At 65.9% G+C, this 26,178-nt stretch carries 32 protein-coding genes; 15 read left to right on the top strand and 17 right to left on the bottom strand.

The window, feature by feature from the left end; translation table 11 throughout:
* Window positions 1–137 precede the first annotated feature (137 nt).
* Together BMX07_RS10610 and BMX07_RS10605 are read left to right on the top strand one after the other, a co-directional pair.
* Window positions 138–728, top strand: a complete 591-nt coding sequence (locus BMX07_RS10610; protein ID WP_090617574.1) for a conditioned medium-induced protein 4 — start codon at window positions 138–140, stop codon at window positions 726–728.
* Between the two features lie 211 nt (window positions 729–939).
* Complete coding sequence (locus BMX07_RS10605; protein ID WP_090617570.1) at window positions 940–1,623, top strand: CRISPR-associated protein Cas4; 684 nt, start codon at window positions 940–942, stop codon at window positions 1,621–1,623.
* Here the strand turns inward: BMX07_RS10605 and BMX07_RS10600 are convergent.
* Genes BMX07_RS10600 through BMX07_RS10590 form a run of 3 tightly spaced genes read right to left on the bottom strand, consistent with a single transcriptional unit; the run spans window position 1,620 to window position 3,080 of the window.
* Window positions 1,620–2,204, bottom strand: coding sequence for an L-threonylcarbamoyladenylate synthase (locus BMX07_RS10600; RefSeq protein WP_090617568.1), 585 nt, complete (start codon window positions 2,202–2,204; stop codon window positions 1,620–1,622). The genes BMX07_RS10605 and BMX07_RS10600 overlap by 4 nt on opposite strands.
* A gap of 58 nt (window positions 2,205–2,262) precedes the next feature.
* Window positions 2,263–2,778: a redoxin domain-containing protein gene (locus BMX07_RS10595; protein WP_090617566.1), complete on the bottom strand. Its 516-nt coding sequence runs from the start codon at window positions 2,776–2,778 to the stop codon at window positions 2,263–2,265.
* The gene (locus tag BMX07_RS10590) at window positions 2,778–3,080 is read right to left on the bottom strand and encodes a glutaredoxin family protein (RefSeq protein WP_090617564.1); all 303 of its coding nucleotides are present in this window, start codon (window positions 3,078–3,080) and stop codon (window positions 2,778–2,780) included. The genes BMX07_RS10595 and BMX07_RS10590 overlap by 1 nt, the downstream gene beginning before the upstream one ends.
* 112 nt (window positions 3,081–3,192) lie before the next feature.
* Here BMX07_RS10590 and BMX07_RS10585 point away from each other — a divergent pair, with 112 nt between their 5' ends.
* Window positions 3,193–4,599, top strand: coding sequence for a hemolysin family protein (locus tag BMX07_RS10585; RefSeq protein WP_090617562.1), 1,407 nt, complete (start codon window positions 3,193–3,195; stop codon window positions 4,597–4,599).
* Between the two features lie 4 nt (window positions 4,600–4,603).
* Here the strand turns inward: BMX07_RS10585 and BMX07_RS10580 are convergent, their stop codons facing one another.
* The 5 genes from BMX07_RS10580 to BMX07_RS10560 form a co-directional block, all read right to left on the bottom strand.
* On the bottom strand, window positions 4,604–5,356 hold the full coding sequence (locus BMX07_RS10580; protein WP_090617560.1) for a hypothetical protein: 753 nt from the start codon (window positions 5,354–5,356) through the stop codon (window positions 4,604–4,606).
* A gap of 48 nt (window positions 5,357–5,404) precedes the next feature.
* Window positions 5,405–6,592: an inorganic phosphate transporter gene (locus BMX07_RS10575; RefSeq protein WP_090617558.1), complete on the bottom strand. Its 1,188-nt coding sequence runs from the start codon at window positions 6,590–6,592 to the stop codon at window positions 5,405–5,407.
* 112 nt (window positions 6,593–6,704) lie between these two features.
* Window positions 6,705–7,130 carry a hypothetical protein gene (locus BMX07_RS10570; protein ID WP_090617556.1) on the bottom strand — a complete coding sequence of 142 codons (426 nt, stop codon included), beginning with the start codon at window positions 7,128–7,130 and terminating at the stop codon, window positions 6,705–6,707.
* Window positions 7,131–7,219: 89 nt separating this feature from the next.
* Window positions 7,220–7,942 carry a DUF5828 family protein gene (locus tag BMX07_RS10565; protein WP_090617554.1) on the bottom strand — a complete coding sequence of 241 codons (723 nt, stop codon included), beginning with the start codon at window positions 7,940–7,942 and terminating at the stop codon, window positions 7,220–7,222.
* Between the two features lie 151 nt (window positions 7,943–8,093).
* Window positions 8,094–8,873, bottom strand: a complete 780-nt coding sequence (locus BMX07_RS10560; protein WP_245742096.1) for a four-helix bundle copper-binding protein — start codon at window positions 8,871–8,873, stop codon at window positions 8,094–8,096.
* A 277-nt stretch (window positions 8,874–9,150) separates the two neighbouring features.
* Between BMX07_RS10560 and upp the strand changes: the two genes are divergently transcribed.
* Together upp and BMX07_RS10550 are read left to right on the top strand one after the other, a co-directional pair.
* Window positions 9,151–9,828 (top strand): uracil phosphoribosyltransferase, encoded by a 678-nt coding sequence (upp, locus tag BMX07_RS10555; RefSeq protein ID WP_090617552.1) that lies wholly within the window; start codon window positions 9,151–9,153, stop codon window positions 9,826–9,828.
* A 76-nt stretch (window positions 9,829–9,904) separates the two neighbouring features.
* The gene (locus tag BMX07_RS10550) at window positions 9,905–10,279 is read left to right on the top strand and encodes a cupin domain-containing protein (RefSeq protein WP_090617550.1); all 375 of its coding nucleotides are present in this window, start codon (window positions 9,905–9,907) and stop codon (window positions 10,277–10,279) included.
* Between the two features lie 48 nt (window positions 10,280–10,327).
* On the opposite strand, the gene BMX07_RS10545 is transcribed toward BMX07_RS10550, so the two are convergent.
* Complete coding sequence (locus BMX07_RS10545; protein WP_090617549.1) at window positions 10,328–10,531, bottom strand: YgaP family membrane protein; 204 nt, start codon at window positions 10,529–10,531, stop codon at window positions 10,328–10,330.
* A gap of 345 nt (window positions 10,532–10,876) precedes the next feature.
* Here BMX07_RS10545 and BMX07_RS10540 point away from each other — a divergent pair, with 345 nt between their 5' ends.
* Complete coding sequence (locus BMX07_RS10540) at window positions 10,877–11,758, top strand: hypothetical protein (protein WP_245742095.1); 882 nt, start codon at window positions 10,877–10,879, stop codon at window positions 11,756–11,758.
* 43 nt (window positions 11,759–11,801) lie between these two features.
* On the opposite strand, the gene BMX07_RS10535 is transcribed toward BMX07_RS10540, so the two are convergent.
* The gene (locus BMX07_RS10535; RefSeq protein WP_090617547.1) at window positions 11,802–12,410 is read right to left on the bottom strand and encodes an IMPACT family protein; all 609 of its coding nucleotides are present in this window, start codon (window positions 12,408–12,410) and stop codon (window positions 11,802–11,804) included.
* Between the two features lie 213 nt (window positions 12,411–12,623).
* On the opposite strand from BMX07_RS10535, the gene BMX07_RS10530 reads away from it, so the two are divergent.
* Window positions 12,624–13,037 carry a DUF7522 family protein gene (locus tag BMX07_RS10530; protein WP_090617545.1) on the top strand — a complete coding sequence of 138 codons (414 nt, stop codon included), beginning with the start codon at window positions 12,624–12,626 and terminating at the stop codon, window positions 13,035–13,037.
* Between the two features lie 7 nt (window positions 13,038–13,044).
* On the opposite strand, the gene BMX07_RS10525 is transcribed toward BMX07_RS10530, so the two are convergent.
* The gene (locus BMX07_RS10525; protein WP_090618416.1) at window positions 13,045–13,548 is read right to left on the bottom strand and encodes a TrpY family transcription regulator; all 504 of its coding nucleotides are present in this window, start codon (window positions 13,546–13,548) and stop codon (window positions 13,045–13,047) included.
* A 152-nt stretch (window positions 13,549–13,700) separates the two neighbouring features.
* Here BMX07_RS10525 and BMX07_RS10520 point away from each other — a divergent pair, with 152 nt between their 5' ends.
* Complete coding sequence (locus BMX07_RS10520) at window positions 13,701–14,624, top strand: hypothetical protein (protein ID WP_090617544.1); 924 nt, start codon at window positions 13,701–13,703, stop codon at window positions 14,622–14,624.
* Between the two features lie 24 nt (window positions 14,625–14,648).
* On the opposite strand, the gene hisB is transcribed toward BMX07_RS10520, so the two are convergent.
* On the bottom strand, window positions 14,649–15,236 hold the full coding sequence (gene hisB, locus BMX07_RS10515; RefSeq protein WP_090617542.1) for an imidazoleglycerol-phosphate dehydratase HisB: 588 nt from the start codon (window positions 15,234–15,236) through the stop codon (window positions 14,649–14,651).
* Window positions 15,237–15,511: 275 nt separating this feature from the next.
* Between hisB and BMX07_RS10510 the strand changes: the two genes are divergently transcribed.
* On the top strand, window positions 15,512–15,778 hold the full coding sequence (locus BMX07_RS10510) for a DUF8028 family protein (protein ID WP_090617541.1): 267 nt from the start codon (window positions 15,512–15,514) through the stop codon (window positions 15,776–15,778).
* 73 nt (window positions 15,779–15,851) lie between these two features.
* On the opposite strand, the gene BMX07_RS25095 is transcribed toward BMX07_RS10510, so the two are convergent.
* From BMX07_RS25095 to hisA, 3 genes are all read right to left on the bottom strand, one after another.
* Window positions 15,852–16,115: a GNAT family N-acetyltransferase gene (locus BMX07_RS25095; protein ID WP_342708175.1), complete on the bottom strand. Its 264-nt coding sequence runs from the start codon at window positions 16,113–16,115 to the stop codon at window positions 15,852–15,854.
* Window positions 16,112–16,291, bottom strand: a complete 180-nt coding sequence (locus tag BMX07_RS25090) for a hypothetical protein (protein WP_245742094.1) — start codon at window positions 16,289–16,291, stop codon at window positions 16,112–16,114. The genes BMX07_RS25095 and BMX07_RS25090 overlap by 4 nt, the downstream gene beginning before the upstream one ends.
* 137 nt (window positions 16,292–16,428) lie before the next feature.
* Window positions 16,429–17,178 carry a 1-(5-phosphoribosyl)-5-[(5-phosphoribosylamino)methylideneamino]imidazole-4-carboxamide isomerase gene (gene hisA / locus BMX07_RS10500; protein WP_090618415.1) on the bottom strand — a complete coding sequence of 250 codons (750 nt, stop codon included), beginning with the start codon at window positions 17,176–17,178 and terminating at the stop codon, window positions 16,429–16,431.
* A gap of 117 nt (window positions 17,179–17,295) precedes the next feature.
* Here hisA and BMX07_RS10495 point away from each other — a divergent pair, with 117 nt between their 5' ends.
* The 3 genes from BMX07_RS10495 (at window position 17,296) to BMX07_RS10485 (ending at window position 21,146) form a co-directional block, all read left to right on the top strand.
* Window positions 17,296–19,155, top strand: coding sequence for an SLC13 family permease (locus BMX07_RS10495; protein ID WP_090617539.1), 1,860 nt, complete (start codon window positions 17,296–17,298; stop codon window positions 19,153–19,155).
* 347 nt (window positions 19,156–19,502) lie between these two features.
* Entirely contained in the window at window positions 19,503–20,681 is a 1,179-nt protein-coding gene (locus BMX07_RS10490) for an inorganic phosphate transporter (RefSeq protein ID WP_090617538.1), read from the top strand.
* Between the two features lie 36 nt (window positions 20,682–20,717).
* The gene (locus tag BMX07_RS10485; RefSeq protein ID WP_090617536.1) at window positions 20,718–21,146 is read left to right on the top strand and encodes a universal stress protein; all 429 of its coding nucleotides are present in this window, start codon (window positions 20,718–20,720) and stop codon (window positions 21,144–21,146) included.
* An 11-nt stretch (window positions 21,147–21,157) separates the two neighbouring features.
* On the opposite strand, the gene BMX07_RS10480 is transcribed toward BMX07_RS10485, so the two are convergent.
* Window positions 21,158–21,580, bottom strand: a complete 423-nt coding sequence (locus BMX07_RS10480) for a hypothetical protein (protein ID WP_090618414.1) — start codon at window positions 21,578–21,580, stop codon at window positions 21,158–21,160.
* A 265-nt stretch (window positions 21,581–21,845) separates the two neighbouring features.
* Here BMX07_RS10480 and BMX07_RS10475 point away from each other — a divergent pair, with 265 nt between their 5' ends.
* Complete coding sequence (locus BMX07_RS10475) at window positions 21,846–23,030, top strand: inorganic phosphate transporter (RefSeq protein WP_090617534.1); 1,185 nt, start codon at window positions 21,846–21,848, stop codon at window positions 23,028–23,030.
* 471 nt (window positions 23,031–23,501) lie between these two features.
* The gene (gene fer, locus BMX07_RS10465) at window positions 23,502–23,891 is read left to right on the top strand and encodes a ferredoxin Fer (protein ID WP_090617531.1); all 390 of its coding nucleotides are present in this window, start codon (window positions 23,502–23,504) and stop codon (window positions 23,889–23,891) included.
* Between the two features lie 107 nt (window positions 23,892–23,998).
* On the opposite strand, the gene BMX07_RS10460 is transcribed toward fer, so the two are convergent.
* On the bottom strand, window positions 23,999–24,511 hold the full coding sequence (locus BMX07_RS10460) for an HPP family protein (protein WP_090617529.1): 513 nt from the start codon (window positions 24,509–24,511) through the stop codon (window positions 23,999–24,001).
* A 326-nt stretch (window positions 24,512–24,837) separates the two neighbouring features.
* Between BMX07_RS10460 and BMX07_RS10455 the strand changes: the two genes are divergently transcribed.
* Window positions 24,838–26,172 carry an ABC transporter substrate-binding protein gene (locus BMX07_RS10455; protein WP_245742093.1) on the top strand — a complete coding sequence of 445 codons (1,335 nt, stop codon included), beginning with the start codon at window positions 24,838–24,840 and terminating at the stop codon, window positions 26,170–26,172.
* Window positions 26,173–26,178 lie beyond the last annotated feature (6 nt).

Here is a 26,178-nt window from a genome sequence, read left to right as displayed (position 1 = left end):
CTGGGGGACAACCCCGACGCCGTCTTGCGAAAATTCTCACCTCATCCCGAGTTTATAATTGTTGTCCGTGTTCGATTCGGTCGCCCAACGTCATCTGGCAACAGGCTTATATACACTCCCGTCGGGAGTGTCCACCCATGAACGATAAAACCGAGGAACTCCGGGATATCTTCACCGACGTCACCGACGGCGAGGAGACCGTCACCGAATCGCAGGAGGATACCCGCGGCTCCCTCGAGCGAGACGAGCGATCGGACGAGGAACGCCTCGAGAGCGTCGTCCAGCAGATGCGCGAACGATACGAGTTCGAGACGGCGCTCTCGGACGACGAGCTGATTTCGGTCGCCAGGGACTTCTACGACGAGCGAAGCGACGGCGAGATCGCCGACGAGATGGGCGTCGACGCGGACGAGATCTTCGAGGCCCGCATGTCGCTGCACCTCGTCGGCGAGGACGACGCCGACGAGGTCGACCTCGCGGCGATCCGCGACCGCGACGAGGACGACGCGACGCTGGCCGCGGAGTACGACGTCAGCGAGGACCGGATCCGCCGCTACCGTCGCGTCGCCGAAGCGGAGAACCAGTCCCGGACGGCAAACGATCGCTACCGCGACGAGTTCGACAGCATCCTCGCCGACGCGGAACTCTCCGAGCGCATGACGTCCGATCTCCGCGAAGACGGCCTCGAGGACGCGACGGAAGGGATGGAGACGGACGTGGACTTCTAAGCAACGAACGTTTTCGACCGGGTCCTCGCGCACGCCGTTCGCTCGAACCCGGTCAAAACCTTCGATGAAAAAAGGCCGAGCGTGAGCGAAGCGAGCGCTCGGAACAGTCGCTCGCTCCCCCTCGAACAGGCGGACGTAGCCAAGCGTCCATCGATTTGCCGGCGTCGGTATTCGGCGCGACTTCTTATACCAAGCCGCGGCCAGACGGCCCGTGACTCGCACGCACGTCTCGTTCAGCGATCTTCGAACCGCCGCCTATTGTCCGCGGAAATGCTACTATCAGCGGGCGCTGCCCGACGAGGACCGCGAACCGCCCCCGGAGGTCGAGTCGATCCGGGGACTCGAGCCCCGATACGAATCCCTTCTCGAGGCCCCGCCGGACGACCTCGAGTGCGAGCCGATCGCCGTGTCGTCCGTCCGATACCGCGATCGGCTGGCGTCCACTCGCGACCGACTCGAGAACGCGGGCCACTGGGACCGACTCCGGGATCCCGCCGATCGAGACGTATTCGCGGCCGGACGACACTGCCGTGGCGTCGTCCACAAGGTCCTCGCGGAGCCGCTCGAGCCGGTCCTGGTCTCGACCGGTGAACCGCCCGAGAACGGCGTCTGGGAGCCCCAGTCGGTCCACGCCGTCGCGGCCGCGAAGGCGCTGGCCTGGGAGCACCGGGAATCGGTCGACCGGGCCTGGCTCGAGTATCCGGCCTACGGCGCGATTCGGTCGCTCGAGCTGACGACCCGGCGGAAGGCGCAGTACCGAAGCGCGCTCCGGGCGGTACGAGAACTGGACGGGCCGCCAGCGCGGACGGCCAATCGCTCGAAGTGCGACCCCTGCGAGTTCGCTACAGAGTGCGGCGTCAAAACGAGGACGTTGCGATCGATGCTCAGCTTCTAATGCGTCTCGAGCCACGCCTCGATCTCGTCGGCCTGTGCCCCACGTCGGTGGATCGTATCCGTCGAGACGTCGACGACGGTACTCTCGGTGCCGGCCGTTTCGCCGCCGTCCAGAACGACCGCTGCTGCCTCGCGGATTTCGGGATCGACCTCCTCGAGTCGCCGGGCGCTCGCCCGGCCGCTGACGTTCGCGCTCGTCGCGGTGATCGGCGTCCCGGCTCGCTCACAGAGCGCGAGCGCGAGGTCGTCGTCCGGCACGCGGACGCCGACGCGGTCGCGACCGGCCGTGAGTTCGTCCGGGACCGTCTCGCGTCGCCGACAGAGGACCGTCACGGGACCGGGGAGAAACGTCGCCATGAACCGCCGTTCGCGATCGGTCGCGCGGACGTGCTCGAGCGCCGACGGGACGGACGGGACGGCGAACGAGAGCGGCTTCGAGCGGTCGCGCCCCTTCACCTCGAAGACCCGGTCGACGGCGTCGGGCTCGAGCGCCGCTGCGCCGAGGCCGTAGACCGTCTCCGTCGGGTAGACGACGAGCGCCTCCGAATCGATCGCGTCGGCGGCACGGTCGATATCGCTCATTCGATTCGAAGTCGGCCCATATCGGGCAAAAAGCTATCGCTCGGAGTCGTCCGACTCGCTACTCGAGGCCGAGTTCCGACTCGAGGGCGTCGTAGTCGGGAAAGTCGGGCCAGTCGGTGGCGACCCACGCGCCCTCGACCGTGCGGTCGCCGTCGAGCGCGAAGAAGGCGACGCGCGGTTCGCTCACGCCGGTCATCCCGTCGAGGTCGTGGTCGATCCCGTACGATTCCGCGACCCCGTTGGCGGGATCGGCGAAGAACGCGAAGGGGGAGTCGTTGTCCTCGAGGAACCGCTTCACGCCGTAGGGCGTCGAGGCCGTGACGCCGACGACGCGTCCCGCGCGGTCGTTCCAGCTCCGGTCCGCCAGTTCGTCCCAGACGTACTTGGCGAGGAAGGAGCCGGTCATCGGGGTGAACACGAGGACGGTCCGGCCCTCGGTTTCGGCGACGAGTTCCGACAGCGTCCGATCCTCCCAGAACTCGTCGGTGACGAGCGGGCGGGTGAACTCGGGCGCTTGCTCGCCGGGTTCGGGGTGGTCCGCCGGACCGAGTTCGACGACGTCGAACTCCGGCATCAATCGGCACCCCCGGCACCCGCGGCGGCCGCGTCGGGGTGGTCGCGTCCGTAGGTCGACTCGAGGTAGTCGACGATGTTCGCGCTTTCGGCCATCGTGACGCCCGTGCTCTCGTCGACGACGACGGGGACGGTCCGGACGCCGGCGACGCGTTTCACGACGTTCCGCTCGGAGTGCATCGGTTCGACGAACCGCGATCGGTACTCGAGGCCGTACTCGTCGAGCAGCCTGGTAACCCGCTCGCAGTACGGACAGCCCTGCAACCGGTAGAACGTGATCGGTGGTTCGGCGGTCTCGCTCATGGCCGCCCGTACGGGAAACAGCCGGGTAAACGTGTCGTCGCCGGCGGCGATGACCGTCTCCCGTTGTAAAATGGGAAACGGTTAACCGATCCAGCTATAACTCTGTACATCAATGGCGTTGTCTTCGCCCTCCGAGGTTGTGTTGGCTGTTTACGAGGTCCCGGTCGTGGGACTCGAGATCGAGCAGTCGGTGGTGACGGTCCTCGGTGCGCTCGCGCTCGTCGGACTGATCGCGCTCTCCGGGTTCTTCTCCTCGTCGGAGATCGCGCTGTTTTCGATCCCGAAACACCGCGTCGACGGGATGGTCGAAGACGGGATTCCGGGCGCGGAGCGCGTCAAGTCGCTCAAGTCCGATCCGCACCGACTGCTCGTGACGATCCTCGTCGGAAACAACATCGTCAACATCGCGATGTCGTCGATCGCGACGGCCATCCTCGGGCTGTACTTCGGTGGCCTGACGGCCGTCACGATCGCCACGCTCGGGATCACCGCCGTCGTCTTGCTGTTCGGCGAGAGCGCGCCCAAGTCCTACGCGGTCGAGAACACGGAGTCGTGGTCGGTCCGTGTTGCTGGGCCCCTGAAGGCCGCCGAGAGACTGATGCTCCCGCTCGTGATCCTCTTCGACTATCTCACCAGACAGATCAATCGGCTCACCGGGTCGACGGGTGCGATCGAGACGCCGTACGTCACTCGCGACGAGATTCAGGAAATGATCGAATCCGGCGAGCGCGAGGGCGTCCTCGAGGAGGAGGAACACGAGATGCTCACGCGCATCTTCCGCTTTAACAATACCATCGTCAAAGAGGTGATGACCCCGCGGCTCGATATGACGGCGGTCCCGAAAGACGCCGCCATCGACGAAGCCATCGAGACCTGTATCCAGAGCGGTCACGCGCGAATCCCGGTCTACGAGGGGAGTCTCGACAACGTCCAGGGCGTCGTCCACATCCGCGATCTCGTTCGCGATCTCAACTACGGCGAGGCGGAAGACGACGAACTCGAACTCGCGGACCTCATCCAGCCGACGCTCCACGTACCCGAATCGAAGAACGTCGACGAACTCCTGTCCGAAATGCGGGAAAACCGGATGCACATGGCGATCGTCATCGACGAGTTCGGCACCACCGAGGGGCTGGTGACCATGGAGGACATGATCGAGGAGATCATCGGCGAGATCCTCGAGGGCGGTGAAGACCAGCCGATCGAGTCGATCGACGAGGACACGGTCCTCGTTCGGGGCGAGGTCAACATCGAGGACGTCAACGAGGCGCTCGAGATCGAGCTCCCGGAGGGGCAGGAGTTCGAGACCATCGCTGGGTTCATCTTCAACCGCGCCGGTCGCCTCGTCGAGGAGGGTGAGGAGATCACGTACGACGGAATCCGTATCACCGTCGAAACAGTCGAAAACACCCGGATCATGAAAGCCCGGCTGAAGCGACTCGAGGCCGCCGACGAAGGCGTCGAAGACGAGACGGACGACGAGGCCGCTCCGCTGGAAATCGACGAGAACGACGAGTGACCGGTCAGGTCCGCGACTCGACGAGCGCCGCGACGTCGGCGGCGACCGCGGGCGGGACGACGATTCGGCGCGGCCCCTGGACGTACTGGCCGCCCGGCTGAGCGTACGTGAGGCTCAGGACGGCTGCATCCCCGATTTCCCGGATCGAAACGGCATCGATTACCGCGAGGTCGATCGCCTGCTCGGGTTCGTAGAGGTAAATCGTTCGCTCGTCACGGTCGAGTGCGCCGACCGATTGCAGGAACGACGCGAGGACGAGCGCGGCGAACCCGAACGGAACGAACAGCGCAGCTAATCCGGTAAACGGACCAGCGCCGACGGCCAGAAGCTCGTTGTGCGAGACGTACCGCCCGATCCCCATCAGTACGCCGATGACCGTTCCGATCACGACCGTCGCGACCGCGGCGTCTACCGTCCGATCTAGACTCGTTCCTGCGGGAACGTCGACGGGGAGCCGTCGAGTGAGTCGCTCGAGGTGGCGGTCGGTGTGGCTCGAGGCGGCCAGTGCGAGGACCATCGTAGCGCTCGCTGCGATGAGCGCGATGACGACGGCTTTCCCGGAGCGTCCGGCGGCTTCGCTGGCTAACCGGTACAGTCGCCAGCAGACGACGGTTCCGATCGCGGCGAAGAACGCGCCGACGCCGAACGCCCACAGGAGTCGGACCGTTCGCGAGGTGCTCGCGTCCCGTCGCCACTGGGTCAGCGCATCGTCGTCCGCCGAACCGTTCCCGGTGACGTCGACGGCGTCCTCGTCCATAGTCGAACTCGCAACCCGTCGTGTAAAGGCCGTTCGATGTCGCTCGACTCAGAGCAGGATCGCGGCGACGGCGGTGTAGCCGACGTAAGAGACGACGATCGCGCCGGCCAGCGAGCCGATCCACGCGAGTACGGTAACGCCCATCTTGCGGGCGCTGACGCCGCCGCTGCCGGTCGCGGCGTACCCGCTGCCGATAATCGCGCTGACGATGATCTCGTTGAACGAGACCGGGATGCCAAAGAGGACCGCGGCCTGTGCGATGATAAACGAGGGGATGAGCGCGGCGATGGACCGTCGCGGCCCGAGCGAGGAGTAGTCCTGCGAGATCGCTTTGATCATCCGGGGTGCGCCGGTCCACGACCCCAGCAGCAGTCCGAAGCCGCCGCCGACGAGCATCGCGATCAGCGGCAGGTCGAGTTCGCCCGAGAGCGGAATCAGCGGGCCGATCGCCAGCCCGACCTGACTGCCGCCGGCGGAGAAGGCGACGAGCCCGCCGAGAACCAGCAGGAAGTGGCGCTCGCCGCGTTCGGTCCCGTTCCTGAGATCCAGCGCGATCGATCCCGCCCACAGCCCCGCGATCACGAGCGTCGCGGCGGCGGTGCCGGCGACCGACGGTCCGGGAACCCAGCCGCTCGAGGCCTGCGCGATCGACGCGCCGCCGGCTCCGGAGCCGAGGATCGCGAACTCGATGTTGGCGACGATCGCGCCGACGACGGCGGCCAGGACGACGATGAGATACTCCTCCGCGATCACCTCCGCACGGAGCGACCGGGCGACCGCGTAGGCGATGCTGCCGCCGACGAACGGCGTCAGCACCCACAGCGTGGCGATCTCGGTGTACTTCGCCCACGCGGGATCGCCGCCCATGGCGAACCCGACGCCGATGACCGCCCCCGTGACGGTAAACGCCGTCGCTATCGGATACCCCGTGAAGATGCCGATCGCCACCAGTCCGGCCGCGATGAGCAGGGCGATCGTCGCCGCGAGCGACGAGAGCGTCACCCCGCCGATCAGTTCGGTCCCGACCGCCTCGGAGACGTTCGCGCCCTGGAGGACCGCGCCGGCAAAGCCCAGCAGTCCCACGAGAAAGCCGGCCCGCATCACCGAAATCGCGTTCGCGCCCACCGCCGGGGCGAAGGGCGTCGACCCGCTCGAGCCGGCACCGATCGCCCAGGCCATGAAGAGACTCGCGACTGCGGCCACGAGGAAGGTACCGAGCACGGCGATTTCGACCATCTACCCGGTTCCTATTGGGTGACCCTACAAGTGTGTGCCGACCTGCGGTCGACAGCGGCGGCTGTGAGCCAGTGTGCCGCTGATGACTGGCTGCTGGTCGATTTGCGTCTCGTCAGTCTTTGGGCTCGGGTGCGGTGTGCTCGAGAAAGAAATCCCTGTTCCTGTACAGGACCCATACGCCGGCTATCCAGAGTCCTGCGGCTGTCCCGCTCGCCAGTAGTAGATCGACGTGATCTGTGACGGTGCCGGACTCGAGAAGCCCAAAAAACCCCGACGTGATCTGGAAGCTCCAAGCAAGGAATCCGCCGGCGAGACCGATTGGACGGCCGGTAACGACGCCCCATCCGGCAGCCAGTAACCACCCACCGAGGAAGATGTATCGGACAGTTCCGAGTGTTGTGTCCGTCGTGATTGCAGCGAAACCGTACTCGGCTCCAAGAAGCAGAGCGAGCACCCCGAGTATTTGCATGCCGGCCGGCCCATCAGTAGTAGACGGCTCGAGTAGCCACTCCGCGGTTCCCCGCAGACCGCGTCCCATGTGGGGAACGGCCGCTCGCGACGTATAAATTTCGTTTGATTACGGTCGGATTATTGTGGGGCGAGGGGATGGCAATCCGGCTGGCCGCCTCAGTTCGTCGTCGACCTCGAGTTGTCGCCGTTGTCCGGCGGCGGCTCCACCCCCTCGATCGCCTCGGCCGCGTCGGTGTCCTTCTCGACCTCGACGTGCCAGCGGTCGATCTCGTCTTCGTACTCGGCGAGTCGGTCGGAGACGCTCTCCTTCAACACGTCGTCGTTGACGTTGACCTCGAAGACGAACTGTTCGCCGTTCCCGCCGTTGCGCGCGGCCTGCTGGATGTTGGCGCTGACGAGTTCGTTGTCGAAGTAGTAGGGCGCGAGCTGGGTCATCACGTTCTGGTAGACCGTGTCCTCGACCCGCCGGAGGGCCTTGCGACTCGCGGAGTCGGCCGCCCGCGCGACGTAATCGATCGACTCCTTCCAGTTGTCTACCGCACCCTCGGCGTCGTCGTCCTCGAGTTGCTCGTAGGACTCGGAGAGCTTCTCGCCGGCGGTCTTGATGTCTTCGTCGGGCTCCTTGCCGGCTTTCTCGCCTTTCCCTTCCTCGACGCTGGCCTGGTCGGCGGTCTTCTCGCTGACGTCGGAGTCGAGGGTTTCGTGGGCCTTGGGACGCCACTCTTCCCACTCCTCGAACGCGCCCGCGAAGCGGGCACCGTACTCCTGGTCAGGATCGTGGACATCGGCGTCTCGAAGCGCTCGCGTGATGCGCTCGCCGTGTTCGACGATGTCGCCCCAGTCACCGCGAACTTTGAACCCCGAAATACTCTCTTCCATTCGGCTGGCCGAGTGGTAGCGTGCGGATAGGTATAAACTTCTCTGCCGAACTATCAGGGTGGCGTCCGAGCGTTCGACGGGACACCGGTTCCGAGACCGAGCCGTGCCCGTCGATCGGCCCATTCCGGTAGCCATCCTGGACCGGGGATTCTCAGTACTGTCGGCCCATCGATCCTGCTCCGCCCGTCGGCTGGCCGCTCATTTCGTGCCCGTGCTGGCCCTGTTCGGGCATCGGCTGCGTTGGCTGGCCGCCCATCTGCTGGCCGCCCATCCCCTGCGGACCGGCCTGCTGTCCACCGGTCGTCGGCTGCTGGCCGCCCAACTGCTGCAGGACGCTTTCACAGGAGTTCATCGTCCGCTCGATCGCCGCGATCGTCTCTGTGATGTGGGGGTGTTGCTGCTGGTGCTGGTAGAGCTCCGGAAGCCCTTCGTTCGCGACGCGAATGAACATGTCCGCGACCTCGGGGCCGAACATCGAGTCGCGCGCGATCAGCATCTCGTTGAGCTCGGCGATCTCGGCGAGATCCTGGCAGATTCGCGCACAGGTTCCGAGCGCCGGCGCGCCGGTCGCACACTCCTTTGCACACCAGGCGGTGACGTGTGACAGCTCGCTGAAATCCTCGAGCAGGAGGCGCAGCTCGTCGGTGAGATGGTCCTCGAAGGACGGTGCCGGCTGCGTTCCCGACTGCTGTCCCTGCATGGCTTGGGGCTGCGTACCGGCCCCCATCTGCTGGCCGCCGGTTTGGTGGCCGCCCATCTGCTGGCCGCCGCGCATTCCATGGTGGCCCGACGTCCGTGTCGGCTGGTGGCCCGGTTGTCCCTGCTGCGGCTGTTGGTTGTACTGGTGGCTCGGCTGTCCCTGCTGCGGCTGTTGGTTGTACTGGTGGCTCGGCTGTCCCTGCTGCGGCTGTTGGTTGTACTGGTGGCTCATTGTATACTCCTCGCCCGTGGGAAGGCATCGAACGATACGCCGATCACTCGATTAAAGCGAACCCACCGTTACGACAGTTTCCGGCCGCCAAGCGCCTGTTTCCACCCGACGCGGCGGCGCTCGAATGCGGTCTGTAGCACCGGTCGGGGCGCGGTAACTTCCAGTTAGCGATCGCCAAGACGGTATTTCGCGAGTCGCTCCCGGCCCGAGATCGCCGGCCGGAACGGCGGTCTGGAGGATCGATACTGTGAACTACCCGGCGGGTGGCCATACGGGTATGCCGATCGAAGACCGGGACAACGCCTATCTCATTACGCATGCACTGGCGAAGGACACGCTCTCGCGCCTGCGCGACGTCGAGACCGAGCAGGTCAGCTTTCGGAAGGGGCTGGTCAAACTCGGCCGGATCTGCGGCTACGAGATCATCGACGGCCGAATGGAGACCGAGTACGTCGAGATCGAGACGCCGCTCGAGCAGACGATGGGCGAGCGCGTCCGCGGGCTCGACGACGTGGTCATCATCAACGTCTTACGGGCCGCGACGCCGTTCGTCGAGGGGCTGTTGAAGGCGTTCCCGCGAGCGCGACAGGGCGTCATCAGCGCGAGTCGCGACGAGGAAGCCGGCCGGGCCGAGGATGGCTCGTTCCCCATCTCGGTCGACTACGTGAAACTGCCCGAGATCCACGAGGAGGACACGGTCATCATCGCGGATCCGATGCTCGCGACGGGGAGCACGATGTGTACCGTGCTGGAGCACGTCGTCGAGAACGCGACGCAGCCGGAGAACCTGATCGTGCTCTCGGCGGTGTCGGCACCGGAGGGACTGCTCCGCGTCAACGAGGAGTTCGACGTGGCCGACCTGCTGACGGTCTCGATCGACGACCGCCTCGACGACGACGGCTTCATCGTTCCGGGCCTCGGCGACGCCGGAGACCGGGCCTTCCGGACGACCTGAGCGGATCGTCTCGCCGACCTGTCACGGTACAGCCGAGCGCCGACGGACTTTTGCGGATCGACCCGAACCGAGTCCCATGGAGTACAGCGTCGTCGATCCTGACGACCTCGAGCGAGTCGATGACCGACCCTGCGACCTCCGTCGCCTGGGCGAGGCGGCCGGGCTGGACAACGTCGCGATCAATCGGTTCGACGCGGAGCCGGGCGAGCAGTTACCGCTGGCCTATCACGTTCACGAGACCCAGGAGGAGGCGTTCCTCGTCCTCTCGGGAACGCTCCACGTCGAGACGCCCGAGGGAGCACTCGTGGTCACGGAGGGGTCGATGTTCGCGGCCCAGCCCGAGTCGCCCCATCGAGCGTACAACCCCGAGGACGCCGACGAATCGGTCTCGGTGCTCGCGATCGGGGCTCCCTCGGTCGACGACGTAGCACCGTACGAGCCCGACGCGTGAGCGATCGGCGGGTCTCGAGCATCCCCGTTCACGGCGCTCCCGGGACAGCTACTGATCCGTCCCGCAGGTATCGATTCCCAGCAGCGCGTTCACCGGACATCGCTGAATGACTGCAGTCGCGAGGATGTCGCTGCCGGCGATAAACGACAGTGCGCCGATCGTTCGCTCCCGATGTCGATAGCCGGCCAGCAGCAACGCCGCCGCGATGACGAGGCGACCGAGGCGATCGAAATCACAGACGTTTCTGTCCATATCGAGTGGACGGGCGGGACGTCGATATCGGTGCTGCCTGCAACCCCCTCGTTTCCGGTCGAACCCCGCTCCCATCGGGTGAATGTTCCGCCATTCGGTCCAGACGAACCGCTCACCCGACGCCGCTCGGACGGCGTTTCGATTCGCTCTGGTCGGCCGATTGGGGCGGGCCTCTCGCTGCGAAGCCCCGTCGTCCCGTACGCCTGTGCAGGTCGCGACGTGATCGGTACCGAAAAACGAGCGGCGTCGGACGAACGTCAACGATCGCCGTCGCCGAGCCGGATGGCGTGTATTTCCGTTGTCACCACAGATACAATTTTGTTCCGGGAGGCAGAACGGATATCCATGTCCGATCGTCGTTCGACCGACCCGATCGCCGTCGACGACCGCGACGCCGGGACGGCGGATACGCGGCTTCGACTCGCGTTCGGTGGCTACGCCGGAGCTCTCGTCGCGGGACTCGCGGCGGCCGTCGTGGCACTGACGGACGCGCCGTCGACCGCCGTTCTCGGCGCATCAGTCGTCGCGTTCTCGGGTGGCTGTCTCGTCGGCGTCGGCCTCACGAGGCGCGTTCGCGGGTTCGCGGTACGGCTCGGCCGAACCCGACGTCGGCGGGCGGCGCTCGTTCTCCTCGCCGCCCCGCTGGGATTGGGAGTCGTCGCGTCGCTGGTCGCCCCCCTCGAGCCACGATTCCAGCCGGTCGCACTCGTCGCCTTTCTCGCCGTCGCCATCGCCGGCGCGCTCCTGCAGTGGCTGGCGCGGACCCGCTACGTGGACGCCGTTACCGGCGACGACCCCGTCGCCGTCTGGCAGTGGGAGCCGCCGAGCAGCCCCCGACTGGACGCGCTCCTTCTCGCGACGTGGCTCCTGTTGGCCGTCGGCAGCGCCGGCAGCGGTAACTGGGTCCAGTCGATCGCGTGGACGGGGCTGGCGATCCTCTGGGCGTGCAGCGGCATCGCCGAGGGTCGATGGCGGATCGGATCGCGGGGATCGACCCCCGAAATCCGCGTTCACGAGGCCGGTCTCGTCACGCAACGGCCGTACGCGCGATCGCTCGTCCCGTGGACCGACGTCTCGCACGTCCGGGTTCGCGAGGGCGAACTCGTGCTAGATCGCGGTGCGTTCGACGTTCGCTTCGACCGCGACGAACTCCCCGATATCGAGGCCGTGCGGGCGGAAATCGAACGGCAACTGCCGACCAACGGCCCGGCCGTTTCTGCCGGATGAGAGGCGACCGGGCGGCTGCCCCGCGGTCGCTACGTCCCGCCGATCACTCGAGGTCGGCCCGGCCGCTCGTCGCGCTCCGGATCCGATCCCGCAGCGACTCGCCGTCGGCCAGCGGGACGCGAACGTCGAACCTGACGACGGTTTCGTAGTCGGCTTCGAACTCGTAGCCCTCGCTCTCGAGGATCGAGCGGACGGTCCCCGAGTCGTCGTACTCGACGGTGATCGAGACGCGTTCGTGGGGTCGCGCTTCGACGATCCCGGCTTCCTCGACGCCTTCTTTCACCGCGCGGGAGTAGGCGCGGACGAGGCCGCCGACCCCGAGGTTCGTCCCGCCGTAGTAGCGCGTGACGACGATCGCGCAGTTCTCGAGGTCCTGCTGGCTGAGCACGTTCAGCGCCGGTTTCCCGGCCGAACCGGACGGTTCGCCGTCGTCGCTCGAGTACTCGCGCAGGAACTCCCCGTCGGGGCCGTCCCGGACCCGATAGGCGGGGACGTTGTGGGTCGCGTCGGCGTACTCCTCGCGGACGGCGTCGACGAACGCCTCGGCCGCGTCGACGGTTTCGACGGGCCGGACGTGACCGATGAACTCCGACCCTTGGACGACGAACTCGGCGGTGGCCGGCTCCGAGACGGTTCGATACGTCCGATTCACGGCCGTTCACCCGCCGCCGTTCGCCGTCGACGTCGTCGCTCGAGGCTGGCCATGCTCGTGGTACTGCGGCCGGTGAAAAGAGACCGTCGGTCGCCCGCGGCCGGTTCGAGCCGGGAACGGCAGGTACCCGGTGGCGCGTCGTCCGGGCCCGCACGGGACGGGCATTTCGCCCCGACCCGTACGCTATTGTCATTCCGTGTGTTATGTGCACACATGGACGGCGAGACTATCGACTCCGAACTCGCGAGCGAGATCCACAGCGTCTGCCGGACGACGGTCGGAGACGAACTGCGCAGTATCACCTACTTCACCGAGGACGACGTGGAGCAGCTGTACCTCCGCTCGGATCTGGAACAGACCGCGGATCTGATCGGCTTCGCCGAACACGAGCGGCTGGGCTTTCGTTCGCAGTCGGCCTACCGGAACACGCAACTCGGCGAGTATCAGGCGACGATCCGAATGTTCGAGAACGGCTACCTGTCGCGGGTCATTCGCGGCCCGCACGGCGTCTGGGTGACGACCGACGACATGTCGATGGAGCGGTTCGAGGAGCTCACGAGCGCGCTCGAGTCGGTGCTCGACGACTTCGCGGACACCGTCGACGTCGCGGGAGAGAGCGACGACTGAGCCGCCATCACTGAATTTCGATCTTCCGGACGAACTCGATGTCGCGAAGCGCGGTGATCACCTCGCCCGGCAACTCCTCGTCGGTGATCAGGTAGAGCCGGGGTTCGTCGGTGAACTCGGGGTCCTCGCTGATCGTCTGGCGAATCGAGATGCCGTGTTCGGCCAGCGTTCCCGTGACCTTGGCGACGATCCCCTTCCGCTCCGCGTCGATCACCTCGATGGAGAGCACCGTCAGGTCGAGCACCGGTGCCAGATCCATCAGGCTCGGTACCTGCGAGATGTTCTGGAAAATTCGGCGCAGTTCGGGGTCGTCGAGGATGACGTCGGTCGTCGAGTCGACGACCCGTCGGTCGACGCCGATCTCGCGGGCGATCCCCGTGTTCGGAATCTCGATCCCGCCGGAGACGACTCGCCCGTCGTCGTTGACGGAGAAGCCCCGCTCGAGTAGCAGTCGGATGACGGCCTGCTGACTCGGCGATCCCTCGAACTTTTTCATGATTTCGTCGAACATTCGTTGAGGGGTGTACGGACGCTCCGGTATAATGTCCGGTGATCGGTTTCGCTCGGTGTCGTTCCCCCGCCTCTCGAGCGCGAGTCGCATCCGGCCGGTCTCCATTGCCGTTTGACGGATGCTTTTTTACCGTCGCAGTGAGAGCCGATACTATGCGCGAACTCCGGAGCTGTGATTTCTGCGCCGACGAGGCCGTCGGTACGTTCGAAATCGTCCCGCCAGAACTCGACCCGACCGAGACCGAACAGCGCCGCGTCGTCTGCTGTCCCGACTGCAAGGAGCGACTCGAGGTGCTGCTCGAACCGTTGCTCGCCCGCGTCGGTGCCGAGACCGGGCGCGAGTCCGCGGACCGGTCTCGAGACGCGACCGACGCCGGGGACGGCGACGGTGACAGCACGGCCCCCGTTGCGGCCGACGAACCGACGCGGAACCGATCGGACGCGGCCGGTTCGGCGAGCTCGAATGGCTCGGATAGCCCGGCCGTGACTGGTTCGGATCGGTCACCTGACTCGGACACGGTCGAGTCGACGAGCGCCGATGCGACCGCCGAGGCCGAAGCCACGGTCGGTGTCGAATCCGACGCTGGATCGGATTCCGAGTCGCTACTCGACGACGGTATCACCTTCGAACGAGACGAGCGGACGGACGACGACGGGGTCGATTCGGCGGAAGTCGCCGAGTTAGTGGACGCGGCAGAGGCGGAGGTAGAAGCGGAGGCGGCGTCCGGTTCGGCGGCGGAGACGCCGTCCGACTCGGCGGATGCAACCGCGGCGGAGACACCGTCCGACTCGGCGGATGCAACTGCGGCGGAGACGCCGTCCGACTCGGCTGAGACGGCCGCTGTCGACGAGGAGTCAACTGCCGAGTCGTCGGCGGTTCCGGAGCGCCCGCCGAGGGCCTACAACAAGGTCGTCCGACTCCTTCGAAACCGCGAGTTTCCCATGCAACGCAGTGCCGTCGAGGAACTCGCCGCGGGTGCCTACGATCTCGAGGACGACGAGGTCGAGGCGATCGTCAACTACGCGGTCGAAAACGACGAGTTCGACCAGAAACGAGAGATGCTCCACCGCGCGTAGCGAGTCGCGTCCGCCGACCGACGATTACAGCGTCCCCTTCGTACTCGGCGTCCCCTCCCGCCGCTCGTCGAGCCGCGTCGCGTCGTCGAGGCTCCGGGCGAGCGCCTTGAACAGCGCCTCGACCTCGTGGTGGGCGTTCTCGCCGGTCACCTCGAGGTGTACGGTGAGGCCGGCGTTCATCGCCAGCGACTCGCCGAAGTGACGCGCCATGTCGCTGGTGAACTCCCCGATCTGCGCCTGCGAGAAGCTCCCGTCGAAGTAGAAGCGCGGGCGGCCGCTTACGTCGACGACGGCACCCGCGACGGCCTCGTCCAGCGGAACCCGTCGGTCGGCGTACCGGACGATTCCCGACCGGTCGCCCAGCGCCTCGTCGAGAGCCTCCCCCAGCACGATCGCCACGTCCTCGACCGTGTGATGGTCGTCGATCTCGAGGTCGCCGTCGCACTCGACCTCGAGGTCGAACAGGCCGTGTTTGGTGAACGACGTCAGCATGTGATCGAAGAAGCCGACGCCGGTGTCGATCGCGGCCGTGCCGCTGCCGTCGATCTCGAGCGTACACTCGATCGTCGTCTCGGCCGTTTCGCGCGTGACAGTCGCCGCTCGCTCGCTCATGAGAGAGCCATGCCGCCCCCGGTACAAGGGCATTCCGCTCGTCGCCGTCGGCGATCCGATCGCGGGTGTTCGTCGACCGAATTCCGCCCGTTTCGCCCCAGTTTCGGAAAAACGGCTCAGAATAGGTTATAAAACGTCTAACTGTTTCTGAACCGTCGAAAAATGTTGTTTGGCTATGGTTACAGCGGGTGAAACGGTCCGAAACGACGCCAATTTTCAGCCTATTATATGATGTGGTGGCTGAATGTCGTACTCGAGAAGAGGTGCCCCGCCCAATGTCCAACCCCTCCCCCCTTTCGAACGAATCGATCACTCCGTCGAGCCCCGAGACGGAGCCCCACCGCGAGTACTACGACCGGATCGTCCGCTCGCTCAAAGGACCGGTCCAGTTCCTCTCGTTCTGGGCCGCTATCGCGTTGCCCTTCGTGTACCTTCCCCTCCTCACACAGGGGCTCGGCGATCCAACCGTCATAGTGGCATTCGTCACGTTGCTGGTGGCCAACGTCTTTGCCCTCTACGTCGGTCACGGTTACGACGGCTGAGTCCCTCGCGTCGCCGCTCGAGTCCTCGTACTTCGGCCACGACGACTGACCAGATGCCTGGCAGTCGCGTGGCTCACTCGCTCTGCGTGTAGGTCATTCGGACCATCTCTTCGGTACCCCCTTCCGGAATCTCGGTTTCGGGGTCGAAGCGTTCGAATCCGACGGTCTCGTAGTAAGGAATCAGGCCGCGACGGCAGAGCAACGAGAGGCCAACGACGTCTTGAAGACCGGGATGATCGACGACGGCTTCCAGCAGGATTTCGCCGACTCCCTGACCCCGACGGTCGGCAGCGACGATGACATCGAAGACGTTCGCGTAATACGTGTAGTCGGTCAGGACCCGCGCTGCGGCGACGAGTTCGCCGTCTTCCTCGAGTCCGCGACGGCGACCTCCGTGTTGGCGAGCGCTTCGCGGACGTCGCTCACGTCGCGGTCAGCCCACCACTCGTAGTCCTCGTATAGTGCGGTCAGCGCCTGTGCATCGTCGGATGTGAGATCACAAACACTCGTCATCTCTCGATTCGTGTTCCGATTGGAACTACTTTCTTTCGATGGTCCGGTAACGGATACCACTGGGCCGCGTTCGGCTGTTTCGCGATGTTCTCCCGACGATACTGTGTTCGGTTCGCCGGATCGCCGAACTCCGCCAGTCAGACGTCATCGACTGCGGCCTGCGCGTCCGCGAGCGTGAAGTTGCCCTCGTAGAGCGCGCTGCCGACGACGACCGCTGCCGCGCCGGCGTCCTCGAGCGCCCGCACGTCCTCGAGGGTCGCGACGCCCCCGCTGGCGATCACGGGGATGTCGGTCGCGTCGACCAGTTCGCGGACCGGCTCGGTCGCGACGCCCTCGAGTTGCCCCTCGACGTCGACGTTGGTGAAGAGGATCGCGGCGGCACCGAGGTCCGCGTATCGCTCGGCGGCTTCGACGGGGGAGATCCCGGCCCCCTCGGTCCACCCTTCGACCACGACCTCGCCGTCTTTCGCGTCGAGGCTGACGACGACGCTGTCCGGGTACGACTCGCTGATCTCGGCGACGATGTCGGGATCGTCGACCGCCGCAGTACCGAGGATGACGCGGTCGACGCCGCGCTCGAGCAGGTCGACGGCGTCGTCGGCGGTGCGGATCCCGCCGCCCAGTTGCGTGGGGACGTCGGCGGTCTCGAGGACCGCGTCGATGGCGTCGGCGTTCCGCCGTTCGCCCTCGAACGCGCCGTCGAGATCGACGAGGTGGAGCGTCCCGGCACCGGCGTCGATCCATCGGCGGGCGGCCTCTACGGGATCGCCGTAGGTCTTCTCCGTGCCGCGTTCCCCCTGCACGAGCTGGACGACCTCCCCGTCCTGGATGTCGACTGCCGGAATCACTTCGAACGCCTCGAATTCCTCGCTCGCATCGGTGTTCATACTCGAATCCGCGGGGCCGGCGCGAGTAAAGGCGACGGTTTCGCCGACCGACATCGCCGCGACACTGTTCCCATTCTCAACAGAATTGGTACATGTGGGGCCGGTGTGGGTCGATGCATGCCGCTGGCGGCGTGCGATTTTCTCGCACAAACGACTCCCACGCAACCCGACGCGACGACGGACATGTTCGTCGTCTTCGGCGTCGTCGGCCTCGCGCTCGTCCTCTTTCTCACCGAGCGGCTGCCGATCGACGTGACCGCGATCCTCCTGATCGTCGTGCTGGTGGTGCTCGAGCCCTGGACGGGCGTCGACCCCGAGACCGGTATCTCCGGGTTCGCGAACGAAGCGACGATCACCGTCCTGGCGATGCTGATCCTGAGCGGCGGCATCAGCCGAACGGGACTCGTCCAGGTGCTCGGCCGCCGGATGGCCGGCTTCGCCGGCGAGAGCCTCCGAAAGCAGTTGTTCGCGACCGTCGGCGTGACCAGCCCCGTCTCCGGCTTCCTGAACAACACGCCGGTCGTCGCGCTGCTGGTCCCCGTCGTCATCGACGTCGCGAACAGAGGGAACACGTCGCCGTCGAAGCTGTTGATCCCGCTCTCCTACGCCTCGCAGCTGGGCGGCATGCTCACGCTCATCGGGACCTCCACCAACATCCTCGCGAGCGACGTCAGCGGTCGTCTCGGCTCCACCTATCCCGAACTCCACCGGTTTTCGATGTTCGAGTTTACGAAACTCGGCGCCCTCGTCGTCGTCGTCGGCTCCCTCTACCTGATCTTCGTCGGCCACTACCTCCTCCCCGAGCGGGTCCCGCCGCGTGCGGACTACCTCGAGGCGTACGCGGTGGGGGAGTACATCGCCGACGTCGCCGTCGTTCCCGGCTCGCCGCTCGCGGGCGGAACGGTCCGCGACGCGAGCGCGGCGCTCGGCCCCGATATCGACGTCGTGCAGGTCGTTCACGACGGGGAGCGATCCGTCGCACCGCGACAGGAAACCGGCCTCAGCGAGGGCGACGTCCTCGTCGTTCGGACGGACCGCGACGCGATCACGGCGCTCGAGGACGCCGACGGGGTCGAGCCGGTCGGTCGACCGAGCGGGGAGGCGACCCTCTCCACGTCGGGCGAGAGCATGTTAACGGAGCTGGTCGTCTCGCTCGATTCGCGCCTCGTCGGCGAGCGACTCGACCCGGCGGGCTTTCGCGAGGAGTTCGACGCGGCGGTCCTCGGACTGCGGAGCCGCGGCGAGATCGTCGGTGAGCGCATCGTCGGGCGACGGCTCGGCGTCGGCGATACGCTGCTCGTTCAGGCGCCGCCGGCCACGCTCGATCGACTCGCGCGCGGGGACGACGTGATCGTCGCTCGCGAACCGCCTCGGCCCGACTACCGCACCGACAAGGCGCCGGTCGCCGTCGCCATCATGATCGGCGTCGTCGCCGTCGCCGCCCTCGAGATCTATCCGATCCTGATCTCCGCGCTCGCGGGCGTCGTCGCGATGATCGTCACGGGCGTACTCGAGCCCAACGAACTCTACGACGCCGTCGAGTGGGACATCATCTTCCTGCTCGCCGGGGTGATCCCGCTGGGAATCGCACTCGAGCAAAGCGGTGCGGCCGCCTATCTCGCGTTCCTGGTCGTCGAGACGGCCGGCTTCCTGCCGACGCTGGTCGTGCTCTGGCTGTTCTACATCCTGACCGGGTTGCTCACGGAGGTCATCAGCAACAACGCCAGCGTCGTCCTGCTCATCCCGGTCGCGGCGGCGGCCGCCGCAGGGATCGGCGCGAACCCGTTCGCGTTCGTCCTCGCAGTTACCTTCGCCGCGAGCACGGCCTTCCTGGGACCGATCGGCTACCAGACGAACCTGTTCGTCTACGGTCCCGGCGGCTACCGCTTTAGCGACTACTTCCGGATCGGCGCGCCGCTGCAGTTGCTCCTCTCGGTCGTCACCGTGGTCGGCATCGCGCTCATCTGGGGCGTCTGAGGGACGACCGATATATCGCCGGTTGCACCTACCCCGATGCAACGGCCGATATCTCCGACGGAGACGGTCGACCTTGCCGCGCTGGCGACACCATCGGCGCGTGCGGGATGCCGCCCCGGCTCGAGCAGGGGACGGTCCGGCCCCTCGCCCCAGTGCGATCGCCGGGATCGGCTATTGCCTCGGAACGCGGCCGATCGTCCGAGCGACACGTGACAGCTATCGCATCTGTCCTCGGTCGCCACTGTACGGGCAATCGGCCCTCGAGAGCGCGAGATATCGGTGTCAGCCGGACGACGTATCACGCGATTCCCCCACTTATTTGGCGGACAGCGGCGTACCATCGATCGATGGCCGAAACCGTGCTGTTGGTCGGTGTCGTCGCGTCGATTTTCGTCGGGTTCAACATCGGCGGTTCGTCGACGGGGATCACGTGGGGACCGTCCGTCGGCGCCGGGATCGTGACGAAAACCACGGCGGCGGCGGTCATGACGTTTTTCGTCTTCTTCGGCGGTTGGACCGTCGGTCGGAACGTGATGGATACGCTCAGTCAGGGGATCATCACGACGGACCTCACGCTGACTGCCGGCGTCGCCGTCCTCTTTTTCATCGGCCTGGGAATGCTCGTCGCCAACGTCTTCGGCGTCCCCGTCCCGACGTCGATGACGACCGTCGGCGCGATCGCCGGCCTCGGACTGGCGACCGGGACGCTCAATTACCAGACGGTCGCGGGGATCATCTCCTGGTGGGTCGTGACGCCGATCATCGGCCTCTGGATCGGTGTGCTGATCGGGCGCTACATCTATTCGTGGATCAATCGGCGAGTGAAGATCGAGAAGTCCGAGGGACCCTTGCTGCGCTTCGATCGCCAGGGAGCGGTTCCGACGCCGGTGCTGGGTCCGAACACGACCTGGCAGGAACTCGTCACGACGGTCGTCGTCCTCGTCATCGGCTGTTACATGGCGTTCAGCGCCGGCGCGAGCAACGTCCCGAACGCCGCCGCCCCCCTCGTCGGTACCGTCGCCGGACTGGATGCCAACACCGCGATCATCGTCGCCACGCTCGCGATCGGACTCGGCGGCTTCACGATCGCTCGCCGAACGATGGACTCCGTCGGCGGCGAGCTGAGCGACATCCCCCTGCTCGCGGCGCTGTTCGTCATGGTGACCGCGTCGACGATTACGACTCTCCTCTCGTGGGCCGGCATCCCGATCAGCCTCGTGATGGCGACCGTGATGACGATCGTCGGCATCGGCTGGGGCCGAGCGACCCGCCCGATCACGGTCCGCGAGGCGGTCACCCGCGACGTGGAGAACCCCGAGATCAAAATGGGTGCCATCGTCGCCGAGGAGAAAGCGGACGAAACGGCCCCCAAAATCGGCGAACCCGAGCCCGAAGCCGTGCTTCGCGGCGAAGATCTCTTCAACCCCCACGCGATCATCAAGTACGTCTCCATGTGGATCATCGGCCCGTCGATGTCGACGATCCTCGCGTACGCCTTCTTCTCGGTCCTCCCCGGCGTCGCCTAACGGGAACTTACATTACTGGCTACCGTAGCTCGCTGCATGCTCTCGGACATTCTGGTTCCGATGGACGACTCCGAACAGGCCGGTCGCGCCCTCGAGTACGCGCTCGAGAACAATCCCGACGCCGAGGTCACCGTTCTCCACGTCGTCGGCGTCCCGTCGATGATGATGGGCGACGCGGTGGGGCTCACGCTCGAGGACGACCTCGACGACGCCGCCGCCGAGCGCGCCGCGGGCGTCTTCGAGCGCGCTCGCGAGATCGCCGCCGAACGCGACCGCGAGATCGAAACGACCGTTGGCATCGGACATCCGGCTCGAAACATCATCGACCGTGCCGAAGCGTACGACGCGGTCATCATCGGCAGTCACGGCCAGGATTGGAGCCGTGCGACGCGCCAGTTCCTGGTCGGAAACGTCGCCGAGACGGTATCGAAGCGGGCATCGATTCCAGTGACCATCGTCCGCTGACGTTTCGGCCGCTAGGTCCCCGACTCGTCCTCGACTGACTCCTCGATGATCTCCTCGACTTCGTCCTCTCGAGGGCGCCGGTCGACCCGCTCGTTGACGGCTTCGACCCGCGTCTGGACGTCCTCGACCTGTTGCTCGACCGTCTCGCCGACGGTCTGTTCGACGGTTTCCTCGACGGTCTGTTCGACGGTTTCCTCGACCTGCGTCTGGACGTCCTCGACCTGTTGCTCGACCCTCTCACCGACGGCCTGTGTCATCCAATCCGGATCGAACCGGGCCATCTTCCAGACGACGTGGAGGATATACGAGGCGAACACGCCCAGCCCGAACGTCAGCCCGACGCGGAGATCGACCGTCGCGATCAGCGCGATCGAGATGAAGATCAGGGCCCCGTACGCGAGGTCGATGATCGCGTCGACGCGCGCCGGTCTCATGGCTGCCAGCCGGCGGAAGCGCTCTCGATCGGTGCGGTTCGCCGCGACGAACGGCGGCGGTCGGTCTGCGGTCGATCGGTCTCCCGAACCGGTGGCACGCGTGGCGACATGATATCGTTCGGTACGATACGACGCGTCGAAACATTTGGGATCGTGTGCATCGTCTGCGCTCGTACGGGTTCGGACGCGCACGGCCGCATCGTGGCGACTGCGAAGCACGCGTGAATAGTCGCGTTTTTACCACCGGACCGTGTGACTACCGGACGTGAACGCGGAACCGCTACTCGTCGTCGGCATTCTCACAGCGATCTTCGTCGGCTACAACATCGGCGGCTCGACGACCGGCCCCGCGTTCGGGCCGGCCGTCGGCGCGAACGTGATCACGAAGGTGATGGCCGCCGGCCTGATGTCGATCTTCTTCTTTATCGGGGCGTACACCATCGGTCCGGAGGTCGTCACCACGCTCGGCGAGGAACTCGTTACCGACACCTCCATCTTCACGCTGCGCTCGAACGTCGCCGTGCTCTTCTTCATCGGCGGCGCGCTGTTCGTCGGCAACTACGCCGGCGTCCCCGCCTCGACGTCGATGACCGCTGTCGGCGCGATCGCGGCGCTGGGCTTTGCAACCGGCGAACTCAACTGGAACGAACTCGGCGAGATCGCCGTCTGGTGGATCGTCGCACCGATCATCGGGTTCTGGGTGGCCGGCGTCGTCGGCCGGTACTTCTATCCGCAGATCAACGCGTGGGTCGCCATCGAAAGCAAGCAGGGCGGTCGACCGATGGTCACGATCGATCGATCCGGGATCGCCCCGCGACTCCAGTTCGGTGCCAACGCCGATCGGCGCGAGATCACCGGCGCGCTCGTCGTCGTCGCGATCGGCTGTCTCATGGGCTTTGCCTCGGGGACGAGCAACATCGCCAACGCGATCGCGCCGATCTACGGCACCGGTGACGTCGACATGGTGCCGCTGATCCTGATCGGCTCGGCGGCGGTCGCGGTCGGCTGCTTTACGATCGCCCGCCGCACGCTCGACACACTCGGCAACGACATCACGAACCTGCCGCTGACGGCGGCGATCGTCGTCGCCGTCATCAGTTCCGGAATCGTCATCGGCCTCTCGTCGATCGGCATCCCCGCGAGTTTCGTCGTCATCGCGACGATGAGCATCGTCGGGCTCGGCTGGGGCCGAGCCACCCGAACCACGACGCTGTCGGGCGTTCGGGCCGGCGAGGAGACGCGCGTCTCGGTCGGCGCACTGACCGCCGAGGAAGAGGGCGAACGCTCCCCCAAGATCGGCGAGGAGGACGTCGAGGACATTCCGAAGGCGTCGGACCTGTTCGACCCGTCGACGACGGCCCGCGTCATCCTCATGCAGAACGTCGTGCCGGCTATCTCGACGGTCGGTGCCTATCTCACCTTTCGATTCCTCCCGATCTTCGGATTCTGACCGGACCGCGCGCCGTCGTTCGATCGGTGCCCGTCCCTGCCGTCCGGCGGGACTCGTCTCCCTCACGCCCGATGACATCCTCGAGCGATCGACGACTCCCGACACGGGAGCCGCTCGAGACCGTTCCCACGGTCGTGCGGCGGCCGCCGATGGGGTGCTCGAGACGGCCGCTGGACAGCCGGACGCGGTCGCGTTTCGTCGCGTTCTGGATTCGTTGGCCCGCCGCGTCGACCGGACTGGCGGACGTGTTCGTTCTCCCCGTCTCGTCGTGACGGCCGGTCGGTTTCGAACCCGGCAACGAAGACGCCGTTTTCGCGAATACGTTCGTACATTTCTTTTTTCTCTCCCCCACGATCACCGTTCTTGTAACGAACCGGCGCATTCTTTCCTTCGAATTGGTCGATTTTCACTGAAAGACAATTTAGGACCGAACAGCAAGCTATACCAGTGCGGGACTCGAATCGCAGGGTGATGCCCACGGTAGAATACCTCAACTACGAAGTACTGGACGACCAGGGCTGGGACATGGACGACGACGATCTCTTCGCGGAGGCCGCTGACGCAGGCCTCGACGAGGAGGACTACGGCACGCTCGACGTCGCCGAGGGTGAGTACATCCTCGAGGCCGCCGAGGCCCAGGGCTACGACTGGCCGTTCTCGTGTCGCGCCGGTGCCTGCGCGAACTGCGCAGCGATCGTCTTCGAGGGCGAGATCGAGATGGACATGCAGCAGATTCTCTCCGACGAGGAGGTCGAAGAGAAGAACGTCCGTCTGACCTGCATCGGCTCGGCCGAGACCGACGAGGTCAAGATCGTCTACAACGCAAAGCACCTCGACTACCTGCAGAACCGCGTCATTTAGACGACACGCATTGCTGCGCAGTCCTCGAATGCGTCCCACTTCCGGGTCGCATCTTCGTTCTTACCCGAGAGCGGTGCGAGCGTCGATCGTCGCCGATGGGGTGGCTCTCAGCGCTCGAGCAGTTCGGCGACGCCGACCGACGGCCCGGAGACGACGAGTTCGTGTGCGACGACGAGGACGACGACGGCGAGCATGATGAGCGCCCCGTCGACGAACGTGGAGAGGAGACCGAGCGAGACGATCAGCGTCGTCGCACAGGCGGGCGGGTGAACGGTCTCGGTCGCGAGCATCCCGCCCGAGGTCAAGACGACGGCGAGAACGCCGCTGGCGACGAGCCGGAGCTGGTCGGTAGCCAGCATCGGCGCGCTCGCGGTCACGCTCACGCCGAGTTCGGGCGCGATGGTGTGGTACGCGAGTAACCCGGCCAGGACGCCGATGAAGTGGCCACCGACCACCCGTCGGGGGGCGGTCACCTCGCCGTCGCGAACCGTCGCCAGCAGAAAGGCGGACGGCCCCAGACTTGGGAAGAGGAACGCTCGTCCGGTCAGCCAGGCCAGCAGGCCCGGAACCGCGAGGAGAACGCCGACGTACAGGGTGGAAAACGCCGTCCCCTCTCTCATGCCCGCTCGCTTCTCTGCGGGGACTGATATACCGTTCGTTCACGGGTCCGCGCCGACGCGTGGGATCGGTCGGCTCGATCGGACCGATCCGCCGGCGCTCGCCGAGGATCGCCGTCCGACGTTCGCCGTCGGAAAACAGGGCTGTCTTACGAGTGATCTTTCCATATAGATAGGAGACGCCGCCGGTGAGATCGGACCGTCGCTTTCGGCACGTAAAACGGGCGAAAACCGCGAATTCGGCACCTCCATTCTTTACTCGTGTGTGAAGTAATAACACTACCTTTATTACGGGGAACGAATAATACTGGCTCACGGTAGAATATACCATGTCACAGAACGATGATATTACGGACGCGATGCTGCATCGGCGTCGCGTTCTCGGTGCGATGGGTGCCGCTGGTGGGCTCGCGCTCGCCGGCTGCCTCGGTGGTGGGGGATCGGCCGCTGAATCGCTCGAGGATGCCCTCGACGACGATCTCGAGGAGAGCGAGTACGAGACGCTCGAGATCGGTCACTGGTGGACCGCGGGTGGCGAGGCCGACGCGCTCGCCGCTCTCATGTCGGGATTCGAGGAGGAACACCCCGATATCGACTACGAACTGCAGGACTCGCCCGGTGGGGGCGGCAGTGCGCTCGAGACGGACGTTCGGAGCCGCGTGGTCGACAACGACCCGCCGAGTACGTTCCAGATCTGGCCCGGCCAGGCGTTGACGACCTACACCAACGACGACCTCCTGTTCGACATCGGCGAACACGTCTGGAAGAGCGATATGCAGGACGCGTACCTCCAGGGCCCCGAGGATCAGGCCCAGATCGACGGGACCTACTACGCGGTCCCGATCAACATCCACCGGCTCAACAACGTGTTCTACAACGTGTCGGTGCTCGAAGACGCGGGCGTCGACCCCGAGTCCCTCGGGAGTCCGAGCGACTTCGCCGACGCGCTCTCGGCCGTCGACGACGCCGGCTACACCGGCTTCGCACAGTCGACGGACACGTTCATGATGGTGCAGTTGTGGGCGATGACGCTGCTGGCCGAGGGCGGCATGGACACCTACGAGTCGGTTATCGGCGGCGACGTCTCGGGCAACGAGGAGACCGTCCGCAGTTCGCTCGAGACGGTCGTCGAATTCTCGGAGTACTTCCCCGGCGATGCGAGCTCCGTCGCGTGGGACGAGGCCAACGGCGGCGTTATCAGCGGCGACGCGGCGTTCCACCACAACGGCGACTGGGCCGCCGGGCAGTACCTCGGCGAGGACGGGTTCGAGTTCGAGGACGACTGGGACTACATCCCGTTCCCGGGTACGGACGGCCAGTACGCGCTGAACATGGACTCGTTCGTCTTCCCGAAGTACAACCCGTCGCCGAACGCGACGCTCGCGTTCCTGCAGTACGTGGGGACGGCGGACGCACAGCGGCGGTTCAACCAGCAGAAGGGATCGATCCCGCCGCGTAACGACGTCGAGACCGGGGAGTTCACCGACTTCCACCAGCGTCAGATCGAGCAGTTCCAGTCCTCCGACGCGCAGCCGCCGTCGATGGCACACGGACTGGCGTTTACCCCCGGTCAGCAGTCGGACGTCGAGAGCGCCATGACGGCAATGGCCGAAAACTGGGACGCCGACGAAGCCTACGACGGTATCGTCAACGCACTCGAGTAAGATGAG

Origin of the sequence: Natrinema salaciae, from assembly GCF_900110865.1 — an archaeon.
Classification (GTDB): domain Archaea; phylum Halobacteriota; class Halobacteria; order Halobacteriales; family Natrialbaceae; genus Natrinema; species Natrinema salaciae.
This window is presented reverse-complemented; position numbering and strand designations above follow the sequence as displayed.

Coding starts and splice junctions, on each gene's coding strand:
- upp (WP_090617552.1), top strand. CDS start 9,151: ATGCCGATCGAAGACCGGGACAACGCCTATCTCATTACGCATGCACTG.
- BMX07_RS10565 (WP_090617554.1), bottom strand. CDS start 7,942: ATGGAAGAGAGTATTTCGGGGTTCAAAGTTCGCGGTGACTGGGGCGAC.
- BMX07_RS10575 (WP_090617558.1), bottom strand. CDS start 6,592: ATGGTCGAAATCGCCGTGCTCGGTACCTTCCTCGTGGCCGCAGTCGCG.
- BMX07_RS10580 (WP_090617560.1), bottom strand. CDS start 5,356: ATGGACGAGGACGCCGTCGACGTCACCGGGAACGGTTCGGCGGACGAC.
- BMX07_RS10595 (WP_090617566.1), bottom strand. CDS start 2,778: ATGCCGGAGTTCGACGTCGTCGAACTCGGTCCGGCGGACCACCCCGAA.
- BMX07_RS10550 (WP_090617550.1), top strand. CDS start 9,905: ATGGAGTACAGCGTCGTCGATCCTGACGACCTCGAGCGAGTCGATGAC.
- BMX07_RS25090 (WP_245742094.1), bottom strand. CDS start 16,291: ATGACGAGTGTTTGTGATCTCACATCCGACGATGCACAGGCGCTGACC.
- BMX07_RS10520 (WP_090617544.1), top strand. CDS start 13,701: ATGCGCGAACTCCGGAGCTGTGATTTCTGCGCCGACGAGGCCGTCGGT.
- BMX07_RS10545 (WP_090617549.1), bottom strand. CDS start 10,531: ATGGACAGAAACGTCTGTGATTTCGATCGCCTCGGTCGCCTCGTCATC.
- BMX07_RS10570 (WP_090617556.1), bottom strand. CDS start 7,130: ATGGGACGCGGTCTGCGGGGAACCGCGGAGTGGCTACTCGAGCCGTCT.
- hisA (WP_090618415.1), bottom strand. CDS start 17,178: ATGAACACCGATGCGAGCGAGGAATTCGAGGCGTTCGAAGTGATTCCG.
- hisB (WP_090617542.1), bottom strand. CDS start 15,236: ATGAGCGAGCGAGCGGCGACTGTCACGCGCGAAACGGCCGAGACGACG.
- BMX07_RS10590 (WP_090617564.1), bottom strand. CDS start 3,080: ATGAGCGAGACCGCCGAACCACCGATCACGTTCTACCGGTTGCAGGGC.
- BMX07_RS10480 (WP_090618414.1), bottom strand. CDS start 21,580: ATGAGACCGGCGCGCGTCGACGCGATCATCGACCTCGCGTACGGGGCC.
- BMX07_RS10460 (WP_090617529.1), bottom strand. CDS start 24,511: ATGAGAGAGGGGACGGCGTTTTCCACCCTGTACGTCGGCGTTCTCCTC.
- BMX07_RS10525 (WP_090618416.1), bottom strand. CDS start 13,548: ATGTTCGACGAAATCATGAAAAAGTTCGAGGGATCGCCGAGTCAGCAG.
- BMX07_RS10495 (WP_090617539.1), top strand. CDS start 17,296: ATGCCGCTGGCGGCGTGCGATTTTCTCGCACAAACGACTCCCACGCAA.
- BMX07_RS10540 (WP_245742095.1), top strand. CDS start 10,877: ATGTCCGATCGTCGTTCGACCGACCCGATCGCCGTCGACGACCGCGAC.
- BMX07_RS10510 (WP_090617541.1), top strand. CDS start 15,512: ATGTCCAACCCCTCCCCCCTTTCGAACGAATCGATCACTCCGTCGAGC.
- BMX07_RS10530 (WP_090617545.1), top strand. CDS start 12,624: ATGGACGGCGAGACTATCGACTCCGAACTCGCGAGCGAGATCCACAGC.
- BMX07_RS10455 (WP_245742093.1), top strand. CDS start 24,838: ATGTCACAGAACGATGATATTACGGACGCGATGCTGCATCGGCGTCGC.
- BMX07_RS10610 (WP_090617574.1), top strand. CDS start 138: ATGAACGATAAAACCGAGGAACTCCGGGATATCTTCACCGACGTCACC.
- BMX07_RS10585 (WP_090617562.1), top strand. CDS start 3,193: ATGGCGTTGTCTTCGCCCTCCGAGGTTGTGTTGGCTGTTTACGAGGTC.
- BMX07_RS10560 (WP_245742096.1), bottom strand. CDS start 8,873: ATGAGCCACCAGTACAACCAACAGCCGCAGCAGGGACAGCCGAGCCAC.
- BMX07_RS10490 (WP_090617538.1), top strand. CDS start 19,503: ATGGCCGAAACCGTGCTGTTGGTCGGTGTCGTCGCGTCGATTTTCGTC.
- BMX07_RS10600 (WP_090617568.1), bottom strand. CDS start 2,204: ATGAGCGATATCGACCGTGCCGCCGACGCGATCGATTCGGAGGCGCTC.
- BMX07_RS10485 (WP_090617536.1), top strand. CDS start 20,718: ATGCTCTCGGACATTCTGGTTCCGATGGACGACTCCGAACAGGCCGGT.
- fer (WP_090617531.1), top strand. CDS start 23,502: ATGCCCACGGTAGAATACCTCAACTACGAAGTACTGGACGACCAGGGC.